This is a genomic window from Pseudomonas fluorescens Q2-87 (genome assembly GCF_000281895.1).
Taxonomy (GTDB): Bacteria; Pseudomonadota; Gammaproteobacteria; order Pseudomonadales; family Pseudomonadaceae; genus Aquipseudomonas; species Aquipseudomonas fluorescens_S.
Genome location: NZ_CM001558.1, coordinates 2,926,290 through 2,946,949 on the forward strand (window position 1 = coordinate 2,926,290; position 20,660 = coordinate 2,946,949).

The following is a 20,660-nucleotide window of genomic DNA, read 5'->3' on the forward strand; positions in this document are numbered from 1 at the left end:
CATGTCCATGCAACGCTTATTGTTTTCCCTGTTGATCTGCCTGGGGCTGGTGCTTCCGGCGACCGCCAATGCCTGGTGGCAGGACGATTGGCATTACCGCAAACAGATTTCGGTGGACACCACGCCCCAGGGCGCCGCCATCGCCCAAGCCCTGGGCCGCACGGCACTGCTGGTGCGCCTGCACACCGGTAACTTCACCTTCGATGGTGTCAAGGACGACGGCTCGGACCTGCGTTTTGTCAGCGCCGACGACAAGACCGTGCTCAATCATCAGATCGAGAGTTTCGACCCGTTGATGGGCATGGCGTTGGTCTGGGTCGATGTGCCAAGTGTGGAGGGCGGACAGCGGCAGGACCTGTGGATGTATTACGGCAACCAGAAGGCACCGGCCACGGGCAGCGGTCAGTTGACGTTCGATCCGGACTACACCGCGCTGTACCACTTCGACGGCGCCACCGGCGTGCCGCCCAAGGACACCACGGCCTACGGCAACAATGCCCAGGGCGCCGTCGGCACTAGCGTCGACGGCGTGATCGGGCGTGCCTTGCAGTTCAACGGCCAGCCGCTGTTGCTGCCCGCCAGCCCGTCGTTGCAACAGGGCGCCGGCGCGGCGTTCACGTTCAGCACCTGGCTGCGCCAGGACCAGGCCAGCGGTGAGCAAGTGATCCTGGCCCGCCACGACGGCGCCGCCAGCCTGATGGTGGGCGTGAATCAAGGCGTACCGTTTGTGGCAATCGACGGCCAGCGCGCCGTTTCCACCCAACCGCTGAACCCGGGCCAGTGGCAGCATCTGGCGCTGACCGCCGCGGGCGACAGAGTGGTGCTGTACGTAAACGGTCGCGAAACGGCGAGCCTCGCGGTGGCGATGCCGGCGTTCAACTCGCCCATCGCCCTGGGCGCGGATGTCGTTGCCGGTGCCTTCGTGCCGTTCAGCGGCGCCATGGACGAAGCGCGCCTATCCAAGGTCGCTCGTCCGGCGCCGCTGCTGTTGGCCGACGCCAACGCCCAGGGCGCCGAATCGAAACTGGTGGCCTACGGGGTCGATGAAGAACAGTCCGGCTTCGGTTTCGGCAGCTTGGGTTTTTTGCTCAACGCCGTGCCGCTGGACGCCTGGGTGATCATCGCCGTCCTGGTGCTGATGATGTTCCAGTCGTGGATCATCATGATTCGCAAGAACCGCATGGTCAGCCGCGTCAGTGCCGCCAACGAAGCCTTCCGCGAACAGTTCGCCAGGATCGGCACGCGCCTGGAGATGTTCGCCGACGATCAGGACCTCGCCCAGCGCCTGCAACATTCATCCCTGTGGCGCCTGTATGGGGTGGCGGTCAAGGAAATCCGCACCCGGCGCGAGCAGGGCGCCGACACCTCATCGGTGTCGGCGGCCACCATCGAAGCGATCCGCTGTTCCATGGACGGCGTGCGCACTCGGGAAAACCAGCAACTGAGTTCGAAACTCTCGACCCTGTCCAACGCCATCGCCGGCGGTCCTTACATCGGCCTGCTCGGCACCGTGCTGGGGATCATGGTGGTGTTCCTCGGCACGGCGATGGCCGGTGATGTGAACATCAACGCCATCGCTCCAGGCATGGCGGCAGCCTTGCTCGCCACCGCGATGGGCCTGTTCGTCGCCATTCCCGCGCTGTTTGGCTACAACCGCCTGATTACCCGCAACAAGGAAGTCAGCGCTGACATGCGGGTCTTCGTTGACGAGTTCATCACCCGGCTGGCGGAGCTGCACGGCGAAGGCCAGGCCGGCGAAGCGGCCCAGCGCCGTGACCATCACGTCCAATCGTTCGTACCGGCCTGAGGGGATCGCGATGGCTAGCGTAAATGCTTCACACGATGACGACGATGACGCGGCGGTCGACAGCATCAACATCACGCCATTGGTGGACGTGCTCATGGTGGTGCTGGTGATGTTCATCCTCACCGCCACGGCCCAAGTGTCAGGGATCCAGATCAACCTGCCCAAGGCCAGCGCCTCGGTGTCGTTGTCCGAAGCCAAGACCAAGGCGATTTCGGTGAATGACGGCGGGCAGGTGTTCCTCGATGCCTACCCGGTGACCCTGGCTGAGCTGGAAGAGCGCCTGCGCATCGAGAAGGCCCGAAGCCCGGATTTTCCGGTGATCGTGCGCGGCGACGCGACGGTGCAGTACCAGAAAGTCATCGAGGTGCTGGACTTGTTACGGCGCCTGGAGTTGTCCCAGGTCGGTCTGGTGACCGGCAAACCGAGCCAGGGCTGACCATGACCGCCAGACTTCCTATCAATCCACCCCCGGTGAAGGCCTCCCCGGTGCGCCTGCTCAAATGGGCCGCGGGCCTGCTGCTGGGCGCCGTGGCGGCCTGGCTGCTGTGGCAGTGGGCCAACGACATGAGCGGCGTGCGCCGGGAAGCGCCGAAGGTGCCGACGATCATTCCGCTGCCGCCTCCGCCCCCTCCGCCGCCGGAGAAACCCAAGGAGCCGGAACCCAAGGTCGAGGAAAAAATGCCCGAGCCTGAACCGACCCCGGAACCCGAAGAGGTCAAGCCCGAGGAAGAAGCACCGCCGTCGCCGGTGGATGACCTGGCGAACCCGATGCAGATGGACGGCGATGCGCAATCGGGCAACGACGCTTTCAACATCGGCGCCGGCAAGGGCGGTGGCATGGCCGGAGCAGGCGGAGGGCGATTGGGCAACGGCACGTACAGCCAATTCCTGGCGTTCACCTTCCAGCGCCTGCTGCGAGAGAACCCGGATCTGCGCAGCCTGGCGTTCGCCCTGCAGGCCGACGTCTGGCTGAGCGCCGTGGGGGAAATCACCCGGGTCGAGCTAGTGAAATCCAGCGGCAATCGGCAAGTGGACGAGCAGGTGATTTCCGCCCTGCGCGGCGCACCTCATTTGAGTGAACGGCCACCGGCCTCCCTGACTTTGCCCGTGCGCCTGTCCTTGCAGGGACGGCGACCGGGTTAACCGACTATTTGAAAGTTTGCCAACAGGAGTTGTGTGCAGATGATTTCCAATGTGAATCGATTGTCGTGGGCGATCGGCCTGGTGGTGTTGAGCCTGGCCGGACACGCGGCCGCCGCCCCGGCGCCTTCGGAAAACGCCACGATCAATCTGATCCGCCTGCTGGTGCAGCAAGGCGTGTTGAAGCAAGACCAGGCCGATGGCCTGATCGCCCAGGCCGAACGTGAAGCGGCGCAGGCCCGTCAAGCCGCCACGGCAATTGCCGCAACGCCGGCCGGTGCGCCGGGGGACGTGCGGGTGCAATACGTGCCGAATATCGTGCGTGAGCAGATCCGCGACCAGGTCAAGGCCGAAGTCATGGCCACCGCCAAGCAGGAAAACTGGGCGCAGCCCAACACCTTTCCGGATTGGGTCTCGCGCATCAGTTTCGATGGCGACATTCGCTTGCGGGATGAGTCGCGCTATTACTCGGGCACCAACAGCAACCAAATCGTCGATTTCGCCCGCCTCAACGACAGGGGCCCATACGACGTCAACCCCAACAGCAGTTCGAGCCTGCCACCGTTGCTCAACACTCGTGAGGACCGGGAAAACCTGTTCCGCCTGCGGGCGCGCCTGGGCATGAAAGCGGTGATCGCGCCGCAATGGACGGCGGGAATCCGCATTGGCACCGGTTCGGACAACAACCCAGTGTCCACCACCCAGACCCTGGGCGGCGGGTTCGGCAAGAAAGACATTTGGCTCGACCAGGGTTACTTGACCTGGAAACCCTCGGATGAGCTGACCCTGACCGGTGGACGTTTTGCCAATCCGTTTTTCTCCACCGACTTGTTGTATTCCGGTGACCTGAACTTCGATGGCGTGGCGGCGAATTTCAACCACAAGCTCAATCAGGACTGGGGTGTGTTCGGCACCGTCGGCGCGTTCCCGGTGGAGTACACCAATGACACCAGCACCAGCAACGGCAGTGACAAGGAAGAGAGCGATAACAAGTGGCTGTACGGCGCGCAACTGGGCGCCAACTGGGCGATCAACGACAGCAACCGGATCAAGGGCGCGCTGGCGTATTACCGCTTCGACGACATCGAAGGCCAGCGTTCTTCGTCGTGCCAGCCGTGGGCCGGCGACCCGGGCTGCGACAGCGACGGTTCACGCGTAGCGTTCATGCAAAAGGGCAACACCGTATTTTTGCTGCGGGACATCGCGCCCAATCCGCTCAACCCGTCCACCACGCCACAGCCGCAATACGTCGGCCTGGCCTCGGAATTCAACCTGCTGGACGTGAACCTGGCGTGGGACACCGACCTGCCTGAAGACCTGAAACTGCGCAGCCAGGCCCACTACGTGCACAACCTGGGCTACGACGAAGGCGAGATGCGCAAGCGTTCGGCAGGGCAGTTCGCCAACAACCTGGACAGCGACGGCGAAGTGCAAAGCGGTGCCAACGCCTGGATGCTGCAATTCACCCTGGGCAGCTCCTTGGAACTCAAGCGCCAGGGCGACTGGAACCTGTTCGCCGGATACAAGTACATCCAGCCCGATGCCTTGCCGGACGGCTTCAACGATTCGTCATTCCATCTGGGCGGCACCAACGCCAAGGGTTATTTCCTGGGTGGCAACTATGGCCTGGCGAATAACGTCTTCGCCACCGGCCGTTGGTTGAGTTCCGAAGCGGTGTACGGCGCGCCGTACGACATCGATGTCTTGCAGCTTGAAATCAACACGCGCTTCTAAGCGCAGGGAGGCCCCATGAAAAGGCGAGCCATGAACGCTTGTCCAGTCACGCTGCTGGTACTGGGCCTGTTGCTGGGCGGCAGCGCCCACGGTGAAGGCCTGGAGGAACGGTTGCGGGCGCAACTGCGCAGCACCACTGCCCAGTTGCAAGCCCTGCAAAGCGAACAAGCCCAGGCCAGCGCCGCCCGCCAGGCTGCGCAAAGCCAGGCCCAGGAGGCTCAGGCGCAGGTCAAGCAATTGACTGCGCAACTGAGCAAGGCCCAGGCGCTGAACGAACAACTGTCTGGGCACCAGCAGACCCTGCAAAGCCAGGCCCAGGCCCAGGTGACGGCCAGCAACGAGCAGATCGGCAAGTTCAAGAAAGCCTATGACGAGCTGTTGGTTTTGGCCCGTGGCAAGGAGGCCGAGCGGGCGCGGCTGGAGGCGCAACTGACGGAGCGTGACACACAAGTGCAGCAATGTTCGGTCAAGAATCAGCAAATGTACGACGTGGCCAAGTCCCTGCTGCATGCCTACGAAACCCTTGATGTGACCGACATCGTGAAGATCCGCCAGCCGTTCGCCGCCAAGGCCCGTGTACGTTTCGAAGAGCTGGCCCAAGGTTTTGGCGATGACCTCTATAAAAACCGTTTCGATGCGCCACAGGCCGCGAACATTCATTGATTAACGCAAGGAAGAATTGACCATGACCTTACTGATCGAGCACGTATCCCCCCAGACCCTGACCGAGCTGTTGCAGGCCGCAGGCTACCGGGTCAACGAAACGCAGCAGAACGGCATCGTGCAATTGCTCAGTGCCAGCCAGGGCATCGGCTATGCCGTGCGTTTCGGCAACCCTGGGCCGACACCGGGTGCGTACCTGGATTTCACGTTCAGCTGTGCCTTGCGGGTGCAGGGTGAGTTGCCGGCCGGCCTGGCGGAACTCTGGAACGCGTCGCGACGCTTTGCCCGGTTGTCGGTGCAGGGCGAATTCCTGGTGATGGAAATGGACGTGGTGGTAGCCGCCGGGGTAAGCCCCGATCATTTGCGCAGCCACTTGGAATTGTGGGATCGGTTGCTGCAGGAATTTATCGTCTACCTGCGTGAATACAGCCAGGACGCCGCGCGGGTGCAGGCCCAGGCACAGCCGGCCGAGGAATCGCTGGAAGAGGCCGCCGCATCGTGAAAAAGCCGACCTTCGTCATCAGCGCTGCGGCGTTGGGCCTGGTCGCCGTGGCGGTGACGCTTGGCCTGCGCCCGGGCAGCGATCCGGTGGCAGCGGTGCAGTCCCTCAGCGTCGTTTCGGCCGACGCGCCGAGCCTGGCCCGGTTGGGTAATCAGCAAGTCAGTGGCGATGAGCTCAAGAGCTTGCTGGCAGCCCTGGCGCCTGAGGTTCGTCAGCAGATGCGTGGCAATCGGGCTGCGCTGGAAGGCTGGATCCGCGCACGTCTCGCGGAAAAAGCCGTACTGGAGCAAGCCGATGCCCAAGGCTGGCGCCAGCGACCGGACGTTGAGCGCCAGACCCGGGCCGCCGCTGAGCAGATCGTGTTTCGCGATTACCTGCAATCGGTCAGCCAGGTGCCGGCCGGATACCCCAGCGAAGAAGAATTGAAGCAGGCCTATGCGGCCGGCAAAGCCAACTGGACCGCGCCGGCGCTGTACCGTGTGAGCCAGATTTTCCTGGCCGCGAGCGAGCCGCAAACGATCGAAGCGGTGCGTCGGCAGGCCGCGGAACTGAGCAAGAAAGCCCAGGCATCGCCCGCCGATTTTGCGGCGCTGGCGAGCCGTTATTCCCAGGACCGCAGCAGTGCCGAGCGGGGCGGCGACAGTGGTTTCCAGCCGCTCCAACAACTGGTTGCGCCGGTGCGTGAGGCGGTGGCGCGATTGAAAGTCGGGGCGGTGTCGGAGCCGGTGCAAAGTGCGGCGGGCTTTCATGTGATCAAGCTGACCGAGCAACAGCCCGCCCGCGAAGCGACCCTGGACGAAGTCCGCGAGCGCCTGGCCCAGGCCTTGCGCGCCCAGCGCCAGGAGCAGATCGCCAAGGCTTACCTGGATGGCATGCTCGACACGGCGACCTTGAGCATCGACGGTGCGCAACTGAGCAAGGTGCTGGAGGAGGGCTTTAGGTAGATCCGTAGCAACCCCGTGTATTGGAATAACCGACAGGGAGTCAACCATGACATTCATCGAGCCCGCAGGACGCCTGGCTACTCATCCACATCACACGCCGTTTCGTGCCCCCGATCCCTGGCTGGCGCTCGCTGAGAGCATTGAGCCACAGGTGGCGCAGTGTTTTCTCGCCAGCGCCCGTTGTGGCTGTTTCATGCAGGCGGCCCGCAGCCTCAACGTCAAGGCGACCTGGCTGCGCAAGCAATTGGCGCATCTGGAGGCGCAGCTGCAACGCGCGTTGTTCACTTTCCAGGGCAGCGCCTTGACCCTCAGCCGTGAAGGCCGGCAGTTGCAGGCGCGGTTGATCGCGCTGGCCAACGAAGGGCCGCCGCCATTGAATGACCAACCCTTGATCCGCCTGGCCGTCGCCGAGTCGATCCTGCATGACATCCTGGGTCGAGACCTGACCTCGCTGCTGCGCCGCAACGCCGGCGTGCGGTTGCAGATCATCACGCTGGACAGTGAGCTGGCATTGCAAGCCGCCAGCGCCGACCTTGTGCTGTGGCTCAGTGATGGGCAGGCGTCGGGGCCGGGACCGAGCTTCGCCACCCTGCCTGCGGACCGACTGGCGCGGCTGGACTACGTGCCGCACATCGCCAAACGCTATTCACGGCTGGCCACGCGTCCGGACAGCCTTGATGACTTGAACGACTACATGGTGGTGCAATGGCAGGCGGACCGACAGGTGCACGGCTTCGCGGCGTGGAATGCCGTGGTGGAGCAGCGCCGGGCCGGCGTGGTGCAAGTGCAGTCCTATGAATTGATGCTGGAAATGATTCGCTGCAGCGCCTGCATTGGCCTGTTGCCCCAGTACATGAGCTGCTTCGACAGAGGCCTCGTCGCCTTGCCGGGTCTGTTTGCCGAGCCGATGCAGCGTCACCTGTGGATGGCCGTCAACACCCAGGCCGAAGACTCGCCGCAAGTACGGATGCTCGTCGAGTTGATCCATCACGCGCTGGACGAGCGCCGGGAGTGGTTTCAGGCATGACTGGGGCAAAAGCAGTGTGGGAGCCAGCTTGCTCGCGATGGCGTTGGCACATTCAACACTGTCGCCAGTTGAGCCCCTACAGGTTCCCCACACTGCCTGGAGGGGCTTATAGTGAACGGCCTTGCCACGCCTCCAGGGAGGAGCCGCATGTCTGAACCTTCGATCACCCTCGCACGTTTCACCGATGTCCATATCCCCGCTGTCACCGCGTTATATAACGATCCCGCAGTGACCCGCCAAGTGTTGCAAATGCCTTTCCAATCCACCGAGGTCTGGCGCAAGCGCCTTGCCGTGGATGATGAACGCCAACTGAAACTGGTGGCGCTGCACCAAGGCGAAGTCATCGGTAATCTTGGATTGGAGCAGTACTCGCGCATTCGCCGTGCTCACTGCGCCAGCCTGGGCATGGGCGTGGCAGTCGCCTGGCAGGGCAAGGGCGTGGGCTCGATGCTGTTGGCTGCCGCGCTGGACGTCGCAGATAATTGGATGAATCTGCGGCGGGTCGAGCTGACGGTGTACGCCGACAACGAGGCGGCCATCGGGCTGTACCGCAAGTTCGGTTTCGAAACTGAAGGCCTGATGCGCGACTATGCCGTGCGTGACGGGCGTTGGGTGGACACCCTGGCCATGGCACGGCTGCGTTGAACGCTCAACTGCGCAGGCAACTGGCATTTGCGTACGCCCAGGGCTTGAACCTGTCATCATCCAGCTTCGCAGCACGCCCTTAATCGAGGAACAGCGCATGGATGACGTACAGCAATTGGGCGAGATGCTTCGTCATTACGCAGACAGCGAAGCGCACAAGAAACAACAGCACCTGGCCCAGTCGACGGTTTGGGCTGAACAGATCCAGCTGTTGTTCGGGCAAATCGAGCACTGGCTGGCGCCCGTCATGGCGCCAGGTCTTCTGGAACTGAGCCGCGAGGCGTACGTGGCTCATGGTGCGAGCGTTGAGGCGCAAGCGTCCCCGTTCAAGACTGAAAAACTGACCGTGTCCATTACCGGTAAACCTGTGGAGTTCGTGCCGGAAGTGATGGGCGTGGGCGGGCTGGTGTCCCTGTCGATCATCGGCCTGGCTTCGACTCGCCACGGCAGCATTTCCCTGATATGCCAGCCACCCTCGGTGCAATGGCAGTGGCGCCGGACCAACGGCCTGAAAGACCCCGACACGTTTGTTTTCGATGCAGACTTCCTCGCACAGCAACTGCAGGGTCTGATTCCCCGGGAACGAGGCTGAACAGGGATAAGGACGCTTGCCAGCCCATCGCTTGTTTTTGCTGGAACAGGCAAAAAGGCGCCGATTGGCTATACCTGTATTTCCGGCCCCGTCTCGTGTGGCTTACAGGAGTGACAGCATGAAGTTCGCGTCAATGATCGGCACCGTGTGCATCGCCTCGCTCGCCTTGGCGGGCTGCTCCAGCAAGATCACCCAGCCGGACGAGTATTCGGGGTTCCTGGGGGACTACAGTCGGCTCAAGGCAGAAAAATCCCCCTCGGGAGCCGAGGTGATGCGTTGGGTCGATCCGAAGATCGATCTTTCCAGGTACACCAGCCTTTACATTGAACCGACACAGCTTTATCCCAAGCCGCAGCCGACGGTAAAAATCCCTCAGGCGACCCTGTCAGGTATCACCAGTTACTACGACCAGGCGCTCAAGCGCGAAGCCGGGAAATCGCTGCCCCTGGCGAAGGCACCGGGCCCTGGTGTCCTGGTGATGCGCGCGGCCATCACTGCGGTCAGCAGCAAGACTGAAGGCCTGAAACCTTATGAGGTGGTTCCGATTGCGCTCGTGGCGGCTGCGGTGAGCACTGCCAGCGGTATTCGCGACCAGGAAACCACCCTGGGCACCGAGGCGGTGTTTCTCGACGGCAGCAGCAATGCGGTGGTCGCCCAAGTGGTACGCAAAGGCACGGGCAAGCCGTTGTCCAACGACTCCCAAGTGATGAAGGCCGATGATGTGAAAGGTGTGATCGACGGATGGGCGGCCGATCTGCACCAGTCGTTTCTCAAGCTCAAGGCCAAATAGCGGCGCGCGCCTGAACGAGTCATGACTTTTTATGTCCAGCCATAGGTCGGAGCACCATTTCATGGTTAACTCCGGCCTCCATCATTTTCACAATGTCAGAAGGAATCCGTTCATGGCTCAAGTCACGCTCAAAGGCAACCCGGTACAAGTCAACGGTCAGTTGCCACAAGCCGGTTCCAAGGCGCCAGCCTTTTCCCTGGTGGCCGGCAATCTGTCCGACGTTTCCCTGAAGGATTTCGCCGGCAAGCGCAAAGTGCTGAACATCTTCCCAAGCGTCGACACCCCGACCTGCGCCACGTCCGTGCGCAAATTCAACGCCCAGGCCAACGATCTGGACAACACCGTGGTGCTGTGTATTTCCGCTGACCTGCCGTTCGCCCAGGCACGCTTCTGTGGCGCCGAAGGCCTGGAAAACGTGCAGAACCTGTCGACGCTGCGGGGTGCCGAGTTCATCCAGGACTACGGCGTGGCCATCGCGGACGGCCCGCTCAAAGGCTTGACCGCCCGCGCCGTGGTCGTGCTGGATGAAAATGACAACGTGCTGCACAGCGAGCTGGTCAAGGAAATCGCTGAAGAGCCGAACTACGACGCTGCCCTGGCCGCTTTGAAATAAGTGGAATGAAATAAGGCATTTATTACAATTGTTAACGGCCTGGCCCTGTCCAGGCCGTTTTCTTTTGTGCTTCAAGGTCTTAGCCGACAACGTGCCAGGTAAGCCCAACGTAAATTGCCGGTAAAGGCGCTTTGCTAAATACCCGCCAGTGCTTATCGTTCAGCCTCCTGTAGAAGAAGCCCTCGCGCCCAATGGTTGATCACTCCATGCAATCCTCTGTTTCCCGCAATTCCCGCCGCTGGCTGCTCGGCCTGCTCATCGTATTGGTTGTCGCGGCGCTGGCCTGGAAGTTCTGGCCCGGTGGCGCCGCGCAGAAGCCTGGGGCAGGGGAGAAGACCGCAGCAGGTCACATGGGACGTTCAGGCGGCATGCGGCCTGGGTTCGGCAGTGCCTCAGGGCCGATCCCGGTGCGGGTGGCGCCGGCGGTTACCGGAGATTTCCCGCTGTACTACAAGGCGCTGGGCACGGTCACGGCCCTCAATACCATCAATGTGCGCAGCCGGGTAGGCGGGGAGTTGGTCAAGATCGCCTTCGAAGAAGGGCAGATGGTCAAGGCTGGGGACCTGCTGGCCGAAATCGACCCGCGTCCGTACCAGAACGCCTTGCTCCAGGCCGAAGGGACGCTGTTGCAGAACCAGGCCCAATTGAAGAACGCCCAGGTTGACCTCGAGCGCTACCGTGGCCTGTATGCGGAGGACAGCATCGCCAAGCAGACCCTCGACACAGCCGCTGCGCTGGTCGGCCAGTACCAGGGCACGGTCAAGACCAACCAGGCGGCGGTCAACGACGCCAAGCTCAACCTCGAATTCACCAGGATCCGCGCGCCTATCGCCGGGCGGGTCGGTCTGCGGCAGCTGGACCTCGGCAACCTGGTAGCGGCCAACGACACCACGGCGCTGGCGGTCATCACCCAGACCCAACCTATCAGCGTCGTGTTCACCCTCCCGGAAAACAGCCTGGAAACGGTCCTTGCCCGTTACCGCAGCGGGGCCAAGCTGCCCGTCGAAGCCTGGGACCGTGGCGACCTGAAACTCCAGGCCAGCGGTGTGCTGCAAAGCCTGGACAACCAGATCGATGTCACCACCGGCACGCTGAAGTTCAAGGCCCGCTACGAGAACCGCGACCAGTCGCTGTTCCCCAACCAGTTCGTCAACGTGCGCCTGCTGGCCGATACGCTCAAGGGTGTGGTCTTGGCGCCGACGGCAGCGATTCAGTTTGGCACCAATGGCACCTTCGTCTACGCCCTGGAAGGTGACAAGAAGGTCATCATCAAGAAACTGAAAATCGGTGCCAGCGACGGTGACAACACGGTGGTCACCGAAGGCCTGGCCGCTGGCGACCGGGTCGTGCTCGAAGGCACCGATCGCTTGAAGGAAGGCAGCGAAGTGGAAGTGGTCAGCGACAGCCAGGACGTACCCACCACGCCGACCGAGCACCTGCAAGGCAAGAGCGCGGCAACCCCGACTGAACCGGTCGCGGCCGACAAGGCGAAAAAGGACGGCGCATGAATCTCTCGCGGCTGTTCATTCTTCGCCCGGTCGCCACCACCCTGAGCATGCTGGCCATTGTCCTGGCCGGCCTGATCGCCTATCGGCTGCTGCCGGTGTCGGCCTTGCCTCAGGTCGATTACCCGACCATCCGCGTGATGACCCTGTACCCGGGCGCGAGCCCCGATGTGATGACCAGCGCGGTCACCGCGCCCCTGGAGCGACAGTTCGGGCAGATGCCGGGCCTGACGCAAATGGCATCCACCAGTTCCGGTGGCGCCTCGGTGATCACCCTGCGCTTCAACCTCGACATCAACATGGACGTCGCCGAGCAGCAGGTGCAAGCAGCAATCAACGCGGCGACCAATCTGCTGCCTAAAGACCTGCCGGCGCCACCGGTCTACAACAAGGTCAACCCGGCCGACACCCCGGTGCTGACCCTGGCAATCACTTCCAAGACCATGTTGCTGCCCAAGCTCAACGACCTGGTCGACACCCGCATGGCGCAGAAAATTGCCCAGATCAACGGCGTGGGCATGGTGACCATTGCTGGCGGCCAGCGCCAGGCCGTACGGATCAAGGTCAACCCCGAGGCCTTGGCGGCCAACGGCCTTAACCTGGCGGACGTGCGCACCCTCATCGGCGCCTCCAACGTCAACCAGCCCAAGGGCAATTTCGATGGGCCGACCCGGGTCTCGATGCTGGACGCCAATGACCAGTTGACCTCGCCCAAGGACTACGCCGAACTGATCCTGGCCTACGCCAATGGTGCGCCGTTGCGGCTCAAGGACGTGGCACAGATCGTCGACGGCGCGGAAAACGAACGCCTGGCCGCGTGGGCCAATGAAAACCAGGCGGTGCTGCTCAATATCCAGCGTCAGCCGGGGGCCAACGTCATCGAGGTGGTGGACCGGATCAAGGCCCTGTTGCCGAGCATCACCGATAACCTGCCGGCCGGCCTGGACGTCACCGTGCTCACCGACCGCACCCAGACCATCCGTGCCTCGGTCACCGACGTGCAGCATGAACTGCTGATCGCCATCGTCCTGGTGGTCCTGGTGACGTTCCTGTTCTTGCGCCGGGTGAGCGCCACCATTATTCCTTCGGTAGCCGTGCCGCTGTCGCTGATCGGTACGTTCGGCGTGATGTACCTGGCGGGCTTTTCCATCAATAACCTGACGCTGATGGCGCTGACCATCGCCACCGGTTTCGTGGTGGACGATGCCATCGTCATGCTGGAAAACATCGCCCGTTATATCGAGGAGGGCGACAGTCCGTTGCAGGCCGCGCTCAAGGGCGCCAAGCAGATCGGCTTCACGCTGATTTCCCTGACCCTATCGTTGATTGCGGTGCTGATCCCGCTGCTGTTCATGGCGGACGTGGTGGGGCGGTTGTTCCGCGAGTTCGCCATCACCCTGGCGGTGGCGATCCTGATTTCTTTGGTGGTATCCCTGACGCTGACGCCGATGATGTGCGCCCGGCTGCTCAAGCGTGAGCCCAAGGAAGACGAACAGGGCCGTTTCTACCGAGCCAGCGGCGCCTGGATCGATTGGTTGATCGCCGCCTACGGGCGCAAATTGCAATGGGTGCTCAAGCATCAGCCGCTGACCCTGCTGGTGGCGGTGGGCAGCCTGGTGCTGACGGTGGTGCTTTACCTGGCCGTGCCCAAGGGCTTCTTTCCGGTGCAGGACACCGGGGTGATCCAGGGTATTTCCGAGGCGCCGCAGTCGATTTCCTTCGCCGCCATGAGCGAGCGCCAGCAGCAGCTCGCCAAGGTGATCCTCGCCGACCCGGCGGTGCAAAGCCTGTCCTCCTATATTGGCGTGGACGGCGACAATGCCACCCTCAACAGCGGCCGGCTGCTGATCAACCTCAAGCCCCATGGCGAGCGGGACGACAGCGCCACCCAGATCATTGCTCGTTTGCAGCCACAGCTGGACCGCCTGGTGGGCATCCGCCTGTTCATGCAGCCGGTGCAGGACCTGACCATCGAGGACCGGGTCAGCCGCACCCAATACCAGTTCAGCCTTTCATCGCCGGACGCCGAGTTGCTCAGCCTCTGGAGCGCCCGGCTCGTCGAGGCCTTGGCCCGCCAGCCGGAGCTGACCGACGTCGCCAGCGATTTGCAGGACAAGGGCTTGCAGGTTTACCTGGTAATCGACCGTGACGCCGCCTCGCGCCTGGGCGTTTCCGTCTCGAACATCACCGATGCGCTGTATGACGCCTTCGGCCAGCGGCAGATTTCCACCATCTACACCCAGGCCAGCCAGTACCGCGTGGTGCTGCAGGCCCAGGCCGGGGAGCGGATCGGGCCGCAGGCGCTGGACCAGATCCACGTCAAGACCACCGACGGCGGTCAGGTGCGGCTGTCGAGCCTGGCCCGGGTCGAGGAGCGCCAGGCCCAGCTGGCAATTGCTCACATCGGCCAGTTTCCGGCAGTGATGATGTCGTTCAACCTCGCGCCCGGCGTGGCCCTCGGCCATGCGGTCGAGGCGATTGAAAAGGTCCAGCAGGACATCGGCATGCCGGTGGGTGTGCAGACCGAGTTCCAGGGCGCGGCCCAGGCATTCCAGGCGTCGCTGTCGAGCACCTTGCTGCTGATCCTGGCGGCGGTGGTCACCATGTACATCGTCCTGGGCGTGCTGTATGAGAGCTACATCCACCCGATCACGATTCTTTCCACGTTGCCTTCGGCGGCCATCGGCGCCTTGCTGGCGTTGATCCTCAGCGGCAATGACCTGGGCATGATTGCGATCATCGGCATCATCCTGCTGATCGGTATCGTCAAGAAGAACGCGATCATGATGATCGACTTCGCCCTCGACGCCGAACGCAACCAGGGCATCGACCCGCAAACGGCGATCTATCAAGCGGCGCTGCTGCGCTTCCGCCCGATCCTGATGACCACCCTGGCGGCCTTGTTCGGCGCGGTGCCGCTGATGCTCGCCACCGGCTCCGGGGCGGAACTGCGCCAGCCCTTGGGCTTGGTGATGGTCGGCGGGTTGTTGGTGAGCCAGGTGCTGACGCTGTTCACGACGCCGGTGATTTACCTGTATTTCGACCGCCTGGGGCGGCGCTTTGCCAAGCTGGATGGGAAAGAGGTGGCGGTATGACGGTACCTAGCGGCAAGCTTCTAGCCGCAAGCGACAAGCTAGAGCCTGTGCACGACTTGCTTTTCTCTTGCAGCTTGAAGCTTGCAGCTTGGAGCTGTAGCCCATGAACCTCTCCGGCCCATTCATCAAGCGCCCCGTGGCAACGATGCTCCTGAGCTTCGCGATCATGCTGCTCGGTGGCGTGTGCTTCGGCCTGCTGCCGGTAGCGCCGCTGCCGCAGATGGATTTCCCGGTGATCGTGGTCCAGGCCAGCTTGCCCGGGGCCAGCCCCGAGGTGATGGCGTCCACCGTCGCGACGCCCCTGGAACGGTCCTTCGGCGCCATCGCCGGGGTCAACACCATGAGCAGCCGCTCCAGCCAGGGTTCTACGCGGGTCATCCTGCAATTCGACCTGGACCGCGACATCAATGGCGCGGCCCGGGAAGTGCAGGCGGCTATCAATGCCTCGCGCAACCTGCTGCCCAGCGGCATGCGCAGCATGCCCACCTACAAGAAGGTCAACCCGTCCCAGGCGCCGATCATGGTGTTGTCGCTGACCTCCGACGTGTTGGAAAAAGGTCAGCTTTATGACTTGGCGTCGACCATCCTGTCCCAGAGCCTGTCCCAGGTAACGGGTGTCGGTGAGGTGCAGATCGGCGGCAGCTCGCTTCCCGCCGTGCGCATCGAGTTGGAACCGCAATCGCTCAACCAGTACGGCGTAGCCTTGGACGATGTGCGCACCGCCATCGCCGATAGCAACGTGCGCCGACCCAAGGGCTCGGTGGAGGATGACCGGCGCATGTGGCAGGTCCAGGCCAACGATCAACTGGAGAAGGCCAAGGACTACGAAACGCTCATCATCCGTTACCAGGACGGCTCGGTGCTGCGGCTCAAGGACGTGGCGAAAGTCACCGACAGTGTCGAGGACCGCTACAACAGCGGCTTTTTCAATAACGATGCCGCCGTGCTGCTGGTGATCAACCGTCAGGCCGGCGCCAACATCATCGAGACCGTCAACGAGATCAAGGCGCAATTGCCGGCGTTGCAGGCTGTCTTGCCCGCGAGCGTAAAACTCAACCTGGCCATGGACCGCTCGCCAGTGATCAAGGCCACCCTCCATGAAGCGGAAATGACCCTGCTGATTGCCGTCGCCCTGGTGGTGCTGGTGGTGTTCCTGTTCCTCGGCAATTTCCGCGCCTCGCTGATCCCGACCCTGGCGGTGCCGGTGTCGCTGGTGGGCACGTTTGCAGTGATGTACCTGTACGGTTTCTCCCTGAACAACCTGTCGCTGATGGCATTGATCCTGGCCACCGGGCTGGTGGTGGATGACGCCATCGTGGTGCTGGAGAACATTTCCAGGCACATCGACGAAGGCGTTCCTCCCATGAAAGCGGCGTACAAGGGCGCCGAGGAAGTGGGTTTCACCTTGCTGTCGATGAACGTCTCGCTGGTAGCGGTGTTCCTGTCGATCCTGTTCATGGGTGGGATCATCGAGAGCCTGTTCCGCGAGTTTTCAATCACCCTGGCGGCATCCATCGTGGTCTCGCTGGTGGTATCCCTGACCCTCACGCCAATGCTCTGCGCCCGCTGGCTCAAGCCTCATGTACCCGGGCAGGAGAACCGCTTGCAGCGTTGGAGCCAACGCCTCAATGACCGCATGGTCCGCGGGTATGCCACCAGCCTGGATTGGGTCCTGCGCCACCGACGCCTGACTTTGCTGAGCCTGTTGGTGACCATCGGTGTGAATGTCGCCCTGTACGTGGTGGTGCCGAAGACCTTCATGCCGCAGCAGGACACCGGCCAACTGATTGGTTTCGTGCGCGGCGACGATGGGCTGTCGTTCAACGTGATGCAGCCGAAGATGGAAATCTTCCGCCGCGCCGTGCTCAAGGATGATGCAGTGCAGAGCGTCGCCGGTTTCATCGGCGGCAACAACGGCACCAACAATGCCTTCATGCTGGTGCGCCTCAAGCCAATCAAGGAACGCAGGATTTCCGCGCAAAAAGTCATCGAGCGCCTGCGTAAGGAAATGCCCAAGGTCCCCGGTGGCCAACTCATGCTGATGGCTGACCAGGACTTGCAGTTTGGCGGTGGCCGCGAGCAGACCACCTCACAATATTCCTACATTCTGCAAAGCGCCGACCTGGCGTCGCTGCGCCAGTGGTACCCCAAGGTCGCCGCCGCGTTCAGGGCCTTGCCGGAACTGACCGCTATCGATGCCCGCGACGGTGGCGGTGCGCAACAGGTGACGCTGGTGGTGGACCGCGACCAGGCCAAGCGCCTGGGCATCGACATGGACATGGTCACCGCAGTGCTCAACAACGCCTACAGCCAGCGGCAGATCTCAACCATCTACGACAGTCTCAACCAGTACCAGGTGGTGATGGAGGTCAATCCCAAGTACGCCCAGGATCCCAGCACCCTCGAACAGGTCCAGGTAATCACCGCCGATGGCGCGCGGGTGCCGCTGTCGACCATCGCCCATTACGAGAACAGCCTGGAAGACGACCGAGTCAGTCATGAAGGTCAGTTCGCCTCCGAAAGCATTTCGTTCGACATGGCCGAAGGCGTGACGGTGGAGCAGGGCTCCGCCGCCATCGAGCGGGCGATTGCCAAACTGGGAATGCCGGAAGACGTCATCGCAAAAATGGCGGGCACGGCCGATGCTTTTGCCGCCACCCAGAAGAGCCAGCCGTTCATGATTCTCGGGGCGTTGCTGGCGGTATACCTGGTATTGGGTGTGCTGTATGAAAGCTACATTCACCCGCTGACTATCCTGTCGACCTTGCCATCGGCCGGTGTCGGCGCCTTGCTCTCGATCTACGCGCTGGGCGGCGAGTTCAGCCTGATCTCCCTGTTGGGGCTGTTCCTGCTGATTGGCGTGGTGAAGAAAAACGCGATCCTGATGATCGACCTGGCGTTGCAACTGGAGCGGGCAGGGCAGTCGCCCTTGGAGTCGATCCGCAGCGCTTGCCTGCTGCGGCTGCGGCCGATTCTGATGACCACCCTGGCGGCGATCCTGGGCGCCTTGCCGTTACTGCTCGGCTCTGCCGAGGGTGCGGAAATGCGCCAGCCGCTGGGACTGACCATCATCGGTGGGCTGGTGTTCAGCCAGGTACTGACCCTTTACACCACCCCGGTGGTTTACCTCTATCTCGACAAGCTGCGCCATCGCTTCAACCGCTGGCGCGGCGTGCGCACTGATGCTGCCCTGGAAACTCCGTTATGACCGACCGTACCCTTATCAATCTTGCCGCTGCGCTGGCAACCGCCCGGGGCTCGCGAGTGTTGAGCCTGGCCCTGTGCGTGGCAATGCTCAGCGCTTGCGCCATCGGCCCGGATTACCAGCGCCCTCCGGCGGCCGCGCCGGTGCAGTACAAGGAGGCGCAGGGCTGGCGCGCAGCGAACCCAAGCGATGCGTTGGCCCGTGGCGCCTGGTGGGAGTTGTATGGCGACACGCAGCTCAACGGCCTGGTGGATAAACTCAACACCGCCAACCAGACCGTGGCCCAGGCCGAAGCCCAATACCGCCAGGCCCGGGCTCTGGTGCGCAGCGCCCGGGGTGCATTTTTTCCAACGGTGGACCTGACGGTGGGCAAGACGCGCTCCAGCCAGGGCACCGGAAGCAGCAGTTCGAGCCTGAGCAGTTCGTCCAGTGGCATTCGCGACACCTATAACGCCCAGGCCGGGGTCAGTTGGGAGGCGGATGTCTGGGGCAAGCTGCGCCGCACCCTGGAGGCCGACGAAGCGAGCGCGCAGGCGAGTTTCGCCGACCTGGCCGCGATGCGCCTGAGCCAGCAATCGGAACTGGTGCAGAACTACCTGCAGCTGCGGGTGATCGATGAACAGAAGCGCCTGTTGCAGACCACGGTCGACAACTATCAGCGCTCGCTGAAAATGACCGAAAACCAATACCGTGCCGGTGTGTCCGGCAAGGATGCGGTGGCCCAGGCCCAGACCCAGCTCAAGACCACCCAGGGCGACCTGATCGACCTGATCTGGCAACGAGCCCAGTTTGAGAATGCCATTGCCGTGCTGATCGGCCTGCCGCCGGCCGAGTTCAACCTGGCTGAAACCGGTGATATCCCGTCACTGCCGCAAATCCCGGTGGCGCTGCCCTCGCAACTGCTCGAACGCCGGCCGGACATCGCCTCGGCGGAACGTTCGGTGATGGCCGCCAACGCCGAGATCGGCGTGGCCAAGGCCGCCTATTACCCGGACCTGACCCTGAGCCTCAGCGGCGGCTACAGCAGCAGTACCTACGATAATTGGGTCAGCGTGCCGAACCGCTTCTGGTCGGTGGGGCCGCAACTGGCGATGACACTGTTCGATGGCGGCCAGCGTTCGGCGGAAGTCGACCGCACCGTGGCCGCCTATGACCAGACCGTAGCCACCTATCGCCAGACCGTGCTCGACGGTTTCCGTGAGGTGGAAAACTACATGATCCAGCTCAAGGTCCTGGAGGACGAAGCACGGGTACGCCAGGAAGCCCTCGATGCCGCCCGGGAATCCCTGCGCCTGACGCAAAACCAGTACAAGGCCGGCCTGATTGCCTACCTCGACGTAGTGACGGTCCAGGCCACGGCCTTGAGCAACGAACGCAGCGTGTTGACCCTGCAACAGAGCCGGTTGATCGCCAGCGTGCAACTGATCGCGGCGCTGGGCGGTGGTTGGGATGGGCAACTACAGGCAGGCGAGTAACCGCAGGGTTGAATGCAGTCCCGCTTTTGGCCGATGCACTGCCTACGACCTGTCGTCATGGCTTGGTATAGTTCAGGCCTCTTTCAGTCGGTAAAGGATCACTGCCATGTCGCAATACCAAGCGTTCAACGTCGAACTTGCCGATAACGTTGCCCATGTGCAGATCAATCGTCCGGAAAAGATCAACTCGATGAACGCGGCGTTCTGGAGCGAAATCATCGAGATCTTCCAGTGGGTGGACGACACCGACGCCGCGCGGGTGGTGGTGCTCAGCGGTGCCGGCAAACATTTTTCCTCGGGGATCGACCTGATGATGCTGGCGGACGTGGCGAACGAGCTGGGCAAGGATGTAGGGCGAAATGCGCGCCTGTTGCGCCGCAAGATCCTGCAGTTGCAAGCCTCGTTCAACGCCGTCGACAATTGCCGCAAGCCGGTACTCGCCGCGGTCCAGGGCTACTGCCTGGGCGGCGCCATCGACCTGATTTCAGCCTGCGACATGCGCTACGCCGCCCAGGACGCGCAGTTCTCCATCAAGGAAATCGATATCGGCATGGCGGCCGACGTCGGCACGCTGCAACGCTTGCCCCGGATCATCGGGGACGGCATGCTGCGTGAACTCGCTTATACGGGGCGCACCTTCGATGCCGACGAAGCGCGCAGCATTGGCCTGGTCAATCGTGTCTACAGTGATACCGCCAGTTTGCTCGACGGTGTCATGGGTATCGCCCGGGAAATTGCCGCCAAATCGCCAATTGCCGTGACCGGCACCAAGGCGATGATCAGCTACATGCGCGATCACCGCATCGACGACGGGCTGGAGTACGTCGCCACGTGGAACGCTGCCATGCTGCAATCGACTGACCTGCGCGTGGCCATGGCCGCCCATATGAGCAAACAGAAACCCGAATTTCTGGATTGACTGA

17 protein-coding genes are annotated in these 20,660 nt (G+C 62.7%); all 17 read left to right on the forward strand.

Features of this window, described 5'->3' with window-relative positions; translation table 11 throughout:
• Window positions 1–7: 7 nt before the first annotated feature.
• Window positions 8–1,807, forward strand: coding sequence for a DUF2341 domain-containing protein (locus PFLQ2_RS14730; protein ID WP_003181506.1), 1,800 nt, complete (start codon window positions 8–10; stop codon window positions 1,805–1,807).
• 10 nt (window positions 1,808–1,817) lie between these two features.
• On the forward strand, window positions 1,818–2,243 hold the full coding sequence (locus tag PFLQ2_RS14725) for an ExbD/TolR family protein (protein WP_003181509.1): 426 nt from the start codon (window positions 1,818–1,820) through the stop codon (window positions 2,241–2,243).
• Window positions 2,244–2,245: 2 nt separating this feature from the next.
• Window positions 2,246–2,950, forward strand: a complete 705-nt coding sequence (locus tag PFLQ2_RS14720) for an energy transducer TonB family protein (RefSeq protein WP_003181510.1) — start codon at window positions 2,246–2,248, stop codon at window positions 2,948–2,950.
• A 39-nt stretch (window positions 2,951–2,989) separates the two neighbouring features.
• A complete protein-coding gene (locus tag PFLQ2_RS14715) occupies window positions 2,990–4,681 on the forward strand; it encodes a putative porin (protein ID WP_033046006.1) in 1,692 nt (563 codons plus the stop codon).
• A 15-nt stretch (window positions 4,682–4,696) separates the two neighbouring features.
• Window positions 4,697–5,344, forward strand: a complete 648-nt coding sequence (locus tag PFLQ2_RS14710; protein ID WP_003181514.1) for a hypothetical protein — start codon at window positions 4,697–4,699, stop codon at window positions 5,342–5,344.
• Window positions 5,345–5,366: 22 nt separating this feature from the next.
• The gene (locus PFLQ2_RS14705) at window positions 5,367–5,846 is read left to right on the forward strand and encodes a YbjN domain-containing protein (RefSeq protein ID WP_003181515.1); all 480 of its coding nucleotides are present in this window, start codon (window positions 5,367–5,369) and stop codon (window positions 5,844–5,846) included.
• Window positions 5,843–6,790 carry a peptidylprolyl isomerase gene (locus PFLQ2_RS14700; protein ID WP_003181517.1) on the forward strand — a complete coding sequence of 316 codons (948 nt, stop codon included), beginning with the start codon at window positions 5,843–5,845 and terminating at the stop codon, window positions 6,788–6,790. Before PFLQ2_RS14705 ends, PFLQ2_RS14700 begins: the two co-directional genes overlap by 4 nt.
• A 46-nt stretch (window positions 6,791–6,836) precedes the next feature.
• Window positions 6,837–7,817 (forward strand): LysR family transcriptional regulator, encoded by a 981-nt coding sequence (locus PFLQ2_RS14695; protein WP_003181518.1) that lies wholly within the window; start codon window positions 6,837–6,839, stop codon window positions 7,815–7,817.
• 147 nt (window positions 7,818–7,964) lie between these two features.
• Window positions 7,965–8,462, forward strand: coding sequence for a GNAT family N-acetyltransferase (locus PFLQ2_RS14690; RefSeq protein ID WP_003181520.1), 498 nt, complete (start codon window positions 7,965–7,967; stop codon window positions 8,460–8,462).
• A 97-nt stretch (window positions 8,463–8,559) separates the two neighbouring features.
• A complete protein-coding gene (locus PFLQ2_RS14685) occupies window positions 8,560–9,054 on the forward strand; it encodes a hypothetical protein (RefSeq protein ID WP_003181521.1) in 495 nt (164 codons plus the stop codon).
• Between the two features lie 118 nt (window positions 9,055–9,172).
• Window positions 9,173–9,844: a DUF3313 domain-containing protein gene (locus tag PFLQ2_RS14680; RefSeq protein ID WP_003181523.1), complete on the forward strand. Its 672-nt coding sequence runs from the start codon at window positions 9,173–9,175 to the stop codon at window positions 9,842–9,844.
• Between the two features lie 112 nt (window positions 9,845–9,956).
• Window positions 9,957–10,457, forward strand: a complete 501-nt coding sequence (tpx, locus tag PFLQ2_RS14675) for a thiol peroxidase (protein ID WP_003181525.1) — start codon at window positions 9,957–9,959, stop codon at window positions 10,455–10,457.
• A gap of 191 nt (window positions 10,458–10,648) precedes the next feature.
• Window positions 10,649–11,965 (forward strand): MdtA/MuxA family multidrug efflux RND transporter periplasmic adaptor subunit, encoded by a 1,317-nt coding sequence (locus PFLQ2_RS14670; protein WP_003181527.1) that lies wholly within the window; start codon window positions 10,649–10,651, stop codon window positions 11,963–11,965.
• Window positions 11,962–15,057 (forward strand): MdtB/MuxB family multidrug efflux RND transporter permease subunit, encoded by a 3,096-nt coding sequence (locus PFLQ2_RS14665; protein ID WP_003181530.1) that lies wholly within the window; start codon window positions 11,962–11,964, stop codon window positions 15,055–15,057. Before PFLQ2_RS14670 ends, PFLQ2_RS14665 begins: the two co-directional genes overlap by 4 nt.
• A gap of 103 nt (window positions 15,058–15,160) precedes the next feature.
• Window positions 15,161–18,265: an efflux RND transporter permease subunit gene (locus PFLQ2_RS14660; protein ID WP_003181532.1), complete on the forward strand. Its 3,105-nt coding sequence runs from the start codon at window positions 15,161–15,163 to the stop codon at window positions 18,263–18,265.
• Entirely contained in the window at window positions 18,262–19,737 is a 1,476-nt protein-coding gene (locus tag PFLQ2_RS14655) for an efflux transporter outer membrane subunit (protein ID WP_003181533.1), read from the forward strand. Before PFLQ2_RS14660 ends, PFLQ2_RS14655 begins: the two co-directional genes overlap by 4 nt.
• 106 nt (window positions 19,738–19,843) lie before the next feature.
• Window positions 19,844–20,656 (forward strand): crotonase/enoyl-CoA hydratase family protein, encoded by an 813-nt coding sequence (locus tag PFLQ2_RS14650; protein WP_003181535.1) that lies wholly within the window; start codon window positions 19,844–19,846, stop codon window positions 20,654–20,656.
• The last annotated feature ends 4 nt before the right edge of the window (window positions 20,657–20,660 follow it).

Excerpts from the sequence above, each read along its gene's own strand:
- PFLQ2_RS14730 (WP_003181506.1), top strand. The coding sequence starts at position 8 with ATGCAACGCTTATTGTTTTCCCTGTTGATCTGCCTGGGGCTGGTGCTT.
- PFLQ2_RS14725 (WP_003181509.1), top strand. The coding sequence starts at position 1,818 with ATGGCTAGCGTAAATGCTTCACACGATGACGACGATGACGCGGCGGTC.
- PFLQ2_RS14720 (WP_003181510.1), top strand. The coding sequence starts at position 2,246 with ATGACCGCCAGACTTCCTATCAATCCACCCCCGGTGAAGGCCTCCCCG.
- PFLQ2_RS14715 (WP_033046006.1), top strand. The coding sequence starts at position 2,990 with ATGATTTCCAATGTGAATCGATTGTCGTGGGCGATCGGCCTGGTGGTG.
- PFLQ2_RS14710 (WP_003181514.1), top strand. The coding sequence starts at position 4,697 with ATGAAAAGGCGAGCCATGAACGCTTGTCCAGTCACGCTGCTGGTACTG.
- PFLQ2_RS14705 (WP_003181515.1), top strand. The coding sequence starts at position 5,367 with ATGACCTTACTGATCGAGCACGTATCCCCCCAGACCCTGACCGAGCTG.
- PFLQ2_RS14695 (WP_003181518.1), top strand. The coding sequence starts at position 6,837 with ATGACATTCATCGAGCCCGCAGGACGCCTGGCTACTCATCCACATCAC.
- PFLQ2_RS14690 (WP_003181520.1), top strand. The coding sequence starts at position 7,965 with ATGTCTGAACCTTCGATCACCCTCGCACGTTTCACCGATGTCCATATC.
- PFLQ2_RS14685 (WP_003181521.1), top strand. The coding sequence starts at position 8,560 with ATGGATGACGTACAGCAATTGGGCGAGATGCTTCGTCATTACGCAGAC.
- PFLQ2_RS14680 (WP_003181523.1), top strand. The coding sequence starts at position 9,173 with ATGAAGTTCGCGTCAATGATCGGCACCGTGTGCATCGCCTCGCTCGCC.
- tpx (WP_003181525.1), top strand. The coding sequence starts at position 9,957 with ATGGCTCAAGTCACGCTCAAAGGCAACCCGGTACAAGTCAACGGTCAG.
- PFLQ2_RS14670 (WP_003181527.1), top strand. The coding sequence starts at position 10,649 with ATGGTTGATCACTCCATGCAATCCTCTGTTTCCCGCAATTCCCGCCGC.
- PFLQ2_RS14665 (WP_003181530.1), top strand. The coding sequence starts at position 11,962 with ATGAATCTCTCGCGGCTGTTCATTCTTCGCCCGGTCGCCACCACCCTG.
- PFLQ2_RS14660 (WP_003181532.1), top strand. The coding sequence starts at position 15,161 with ATGAACCTCTCCGGCCCATTCATCAAGCGCCCCGTGGCAACGATGCTC.
- PFLQ2_RS14655 (WP_003181533.1), top strand. The coding sequence starts at position 18,262 with ATGACCGACCGTACCCTTATCAATCTTGCCGCTGCGCTGGCAACCGCC.
- PFLQ2_RS14650 (WP_003181535.1), top strand. The coding sequence starts at position 19,844 with ATGTCGCAATACCAAGCGTTCAACGTCGAACTTGCCGATAACGTTGCC.